The sequence below is a fragment of the Marinobacter sp. EN3 genome (assembly GCF_000475315.1).
Classification (GTDB): Bacteria; Pseudomonadota; Gammaproteobacteria; order Pseudomonadales; family Oleiphilaceae; genus Marinobacter; species Marinobacter nauticus.
This window is the reverse complement of record NZ_AXCC01000004.1, coordinates 1-561: the sequence shown is the minus strand read 5'-3', so window position 1 is coordinate 561 and position 561 is coordinate 1. Positions and strand designations below refer to the sequence as shown.

The window sequence follows — 561 nt, the reverse complement described above, 5'->3', positions numbered from 1 at the left end:
ACGCGCCCTGATGCTGGGCAGTTGCCGATACAAGAGCATCGAATCCATCCTCAAGCACCGCCTGGATGAGCAGCCCCTGGAAGAGCAACAAGAACTGGCCTTACCTGACACACACGACAACATCCGCGGCCCTGCCTACTACCACTGAAGGAATCTGACATGTTGAAACATCCCACACTGGATAAGCTCCACGCCCTCAAACTGACCGGCATGGCCGCCGCCCTGGAGGATCAGTCGGCCACCCCCGACATCACCGATCTGAGCTTCGAGGAGCGCCTCGGGCTGCTGGTCGACCGGGAAATGACGGAACGGGACAACCGGCGTATGAGCAGCCGGCTACGCCGGGCCAAACTGCGACACGCCGCCATCCTCGAAGACATTGATTACCGGAACTCACGCGGCCTGGATAAAGGGCTTATCCAGGGCCTAGCCAGCTGCCAGTGGGTGAAGGAACACCTGAACGCGCTGATCACCGGTCCCACCGGGGTCGGGAAAACCTGGCTGGCCTGTGCTCTGGCACACAAAGCCTGCCGGGAGGGGTACACCGCCCAGTACGTCCGC

Annotated in this window: 1 pseudogene; it reads left to right on the top strand. The window is 61.7% G+C overall.

The features are described from left to right. Window positions 1-159 precede the first annotated feature (159 nt). A pseudogene (gene istB, locus Q675_RS23400) lies at window positions 160-561 on the top strand (IS21-like element ISSpu5 family helper ATPase IstB); the annotation flags it as partial.